The 3328-nt window shown below is 34.7% G+C and carries 3 protein-coding genes; all 3 read left to right on the top strand.

Going from position 1 to position 3328, the window contains the following annotated elements:
• The first annotated feature begins 94 nt into the window (after window positions 1-94).
• The 3 genes from ACZQCL_RS07775 (at window position 95) to ACZQCL_RS07785 (ending at window position 3250) form a co-directional block, all read left to right on the top strand.
• The gene (locus ACZQCL_RS07775) at window positions 95-832 is read left to right on the top strand and encodes an amino acid ABC transporter ATP-binding protein (protein ID WP_118115164.1); all 738 of its coding nucleotides are present in this window, start codon (window positions 95-97) and stop codon (window positions 830-832) included.
• Between the two features lie 103 nt (window positions 833-935).
• Window positions 936-2474 carry a 2,3-bisphosphoglycerate-independent phosphoglycerate mutase gene (gpmI, locus tag ACZQCL_RS07780; protein WP_117572328.1) on the top strand — a complete coding sequence of 513 codons (1539 nt, stop codon included), beginning with the start codon at window positions 936-938 and terminating at the stop codon, window positions 2472-2474.
• Between the two features lie 89 nt (window positions 2475-2563).
• A complete protein-coding gene (locus ACZQCL_RS07785) occupies window positions 2564-3250 on the top strand; it encodes a response regulator transcription factor (RefSeq protein ID WP_118115163.1) in 687 nt (228 codons plus the stop codon).
• The last annotated feature ends 78 nt before the right edge of the window (window positions 3251-3328 follow it).

Raw genomic sequence — 3328 nt, forward strand, 5'->3', positions numbered from 1 at the left:
GTGGGGAGCCGTATGCGGGAAAACTGCACGTACGGTTCTTAGAGGAGTTTATCTCCAACTGTTTAAAAGATTATAGAAGGAGGTAAATTTACTTATGGAAACAATTATTCAAATTCAACATCTCCAGAAACATTTTGGAAATCTTAAAGTATTAAATGATGTAGATTTCGACATTCATAAAGGAGAAGTGGTTACGATTATTGGATCGAGTGGATCTGGTAAGAGTACGATGTTAAGATGTGTAAACCTATTAGAAAGAATGGATGGAGGCCATGTTCTATATCATGGTAAAGACATTCTAAGTGGTCAAATGGATGTCAATGAATATCGTTCAAAGGTTGGAATGGTGTTCCAAAGTTTTAATTTATTTAATAATTTGACTGTTTTAGAAAACTGCATGTTAGGTCAGATTCGTGTTTTAAAGAAATCAAAAGAAGAAGCGAAGGCTACAGCTTTAAAATTCTTAGATGAAGTAGGAATGAAAGAATTTGCGAATAAGCCAAGCACTAAACTTTCAGGTGGACAAAAGCAACGTGTTGCGATTGCTCGTGCCTTGTGTATGGATCCAGAAGTACTACTATTTGATGAACCAACAAGTGCATTAGACCCAGAAATGGTTGGTGATGTTTTGGATGTCATGAAAAAGTTAGCTGATGAAGGTTTGACTATGGTTATCGTTACACATGAAATGCAGTTTGCCAGAGAAGTCAGTGATCGTGTTATTTTTATGGATAAAGGTGTCATTGCAGAACAGGGTAGCCCAGAACAGTTGTTCGAGCATCCTCAACAAGAAAGAACACAACAATTTTTATCTCGTTATCAAAGCCGTTAAGCGGCTTTTTCTTTTTGTGAAAAAATTCATTTGTTGAGACGAGTTCATTGAAAAAAGGCCTAGTTAGTGTTATATTATTATCGATTAATGGAGGAAAAATACAATGGAAAAAAGACCAGTAATTTTGGTTGTTATGGACGGTATTGGTATTCGTGAAGATAAGAAGAACAATGCTGTTGCATTAGCCAACAAACCAACACTTGATAAATTGTGGGCAGAATGTCCACATACACAACTTCGTGCTCATGGACTTGCAGTAGGACTTCCTACAGATTCAGATATGGGTAACTCAGAGGTTGGACACAATGCTTTAGGTTGTGGACAAATTTATTCTCAAGGAGCTAAATTAGTTAACGAAAATATTGAGTCTGGAGAAATCTTCAATTCTAAAACTTGGAAGGATTTAGCTGAAAATGCAAAAGGAAATAAAATGCATTTCATCGGTCTTTTAAGTGATGGAAACGTACACTCTAATATTTCTCACTTAAAGGCTTTGATTAAAGAATCTAAAAATGAAGGTATTAAGGAAGTTCGTGTTCATGCATTACTTGATGGACGTGATGTTCCTGCAACTTCAGCTTTAGAATATGTAAATGATATTGAATCATTTATGGCAGAATTAAATGATGACAATTTCCACGCATGCATCGCTAGTGGTGGTGGACGTATGCAAATCACAATGGACCGTTATGAAGCTGACTGGTCTATGGTTGAGCGTGGATGGAAAATTCACGTAATGGGTGAAGGAAGACAATTTGCTTCAACTACAGAAGCTATTGAAACGTATCGTAAAGAATTAAATGTTGTTGACCAAGATCTTCCAGGATTTGTCATCGCAAAAGATGGTGCTCCAGTTGGAACTATCGATGATGGAGATAGCGTTGTATTGTTCAACTTCCGTGGTGACCGTGCTCAAGAAATCTCTTTAGCATTTGATGGAGATGCTTCATTTGATAAATTTGATCGTGTTAAAGTTCCAAATGTTAAATTTGCAGGTATGTTACAATATGATGCAGACCTACAAATTCCAAAGAACTATTTGACGGAACCACCAAAAATTAAATATACATTAACTGAAGAATTGTGTAAACATGGTATTCGTGAATATGCAATCAGTGAAACGCAAAAATATGGACACGTTACATATTTCTGGAATGGTAACCGTTCAGAAAAATTTGATGAGTCTTTAGAAACTTATGTTGAAATCCCAAGTGATGTAGTTCCATTTGAACAAAGACCTTGGATGAAGGCTGCTGAAATCACTGATAAATTGTGTGAAGCAATCGAAAGTGGAAACTATGATTTCATTCGTACAAACTATCCAAACGGTGACATGGTAGGACACACTGGAAGTTTACCAGCAACTATCATTGGTGTTGAATCAGTAGACTTAGAACTTGCACGTGTTATTGAATCTGTAAATAAAGTAAATGGTATTTTATTAGTTACTGCAGACCACGGTAATGCGGATGATGAAAGTAAGACTAGCCACACATTAGCACCAGTTCCATTCATCGTATACAATGCGGAATGTGAATTAAAAGAAGGCGAAGATCTAGGATTGTCAAATGTTGCAGCTACAGTTTGTGATTTCTTAGGATTAGAACCAAACGAACACTGGAACCCATCTTTAAAAAAATAATTTAGATTATTAAGGAGTAATGTTAAAAAAACTTTACTCCTTTTTTACTTGCTTTCATGATAAAATGACAAAAAAAGAGGGTTGATTTTATGGAACGAGTCTTAATTGTTGAAGACGATGAAAATATTCGTCAATTATTAAAATTAACATTGGCTAGTTTTAATTATGAACTAGTTGATTTTGAAAATGGAAAAGATGCATATGATTATCTACAAAACAATAAAGTAGATTTAGCCATATTAGATTTGATGTTACCAGGCATGAATGGATATGATATATTAAAATTTATTCGTTCAAAGGCAACGCTTAAAGATTTACCTGTTATTATCTTAAGTGCAAAAGATAAAGAGCTTGATAAAATCATGGGACTTGATTTAGGAGCTGATGATTATTTGACGAAGCCATTTAGTGTGTTAGAGCTTGCTGCTCGTATTCGTTCATTACTTCGTAGAAGTAAAAAGGATGAACGATTGATTCAAATACATGGCTTATGTATTGATTTAGATAAAAGAACGGTGACAATTCATGAAGAACCGGTTGAATTGACATTCAAAGAATTTGAATTATTGAAATATTTAGCTAAAAATGAAGGTAGAGCTGTATCACGAGAAGAGTTGATCAATCAGATTTGGGGATATGATTTTATTGGTGAAAGCAGAACACTGGATGTACATATTAACTCATTGCGTAAGAAGATGGGAAATGAATATGCACATTGGATTCAATCTGTAAGACAGGTTGGATATCGTTTTGTTGCTGAGGATAACAATGCATAAGAAGATTGTTCATTCATTTTTAACAACTTTTTTGATCACATTTATCTTGGGCTTTGGTTTACTTTACGTGAGTTTATA

It is taken from the genome of Holdemanella sp., from assembly GCF_056804935.1.

Coding starts and splice junctions, on each gene's coding strand:
- ACZQCL_RS07775 (WP_118115164.1), top strand. CDS start 95: ATGGAAACAATTATTCAAATTCAACATCTCCAGAAACATTTTGGAAAT.
- gpmI (WP_117572328.1), top strand. CDS start 936: ATGGAAAAAAGACCAGTAATTTTGGTTGTTATGGACGGTATTGGTATT.
- ACZQCL_RS07785 (WP_118115163.1), top strand. CDS start 2,564: ATGGAACGAGTCTTAATTGTTGAAGACGATGAAAATATTCGTCAATTA.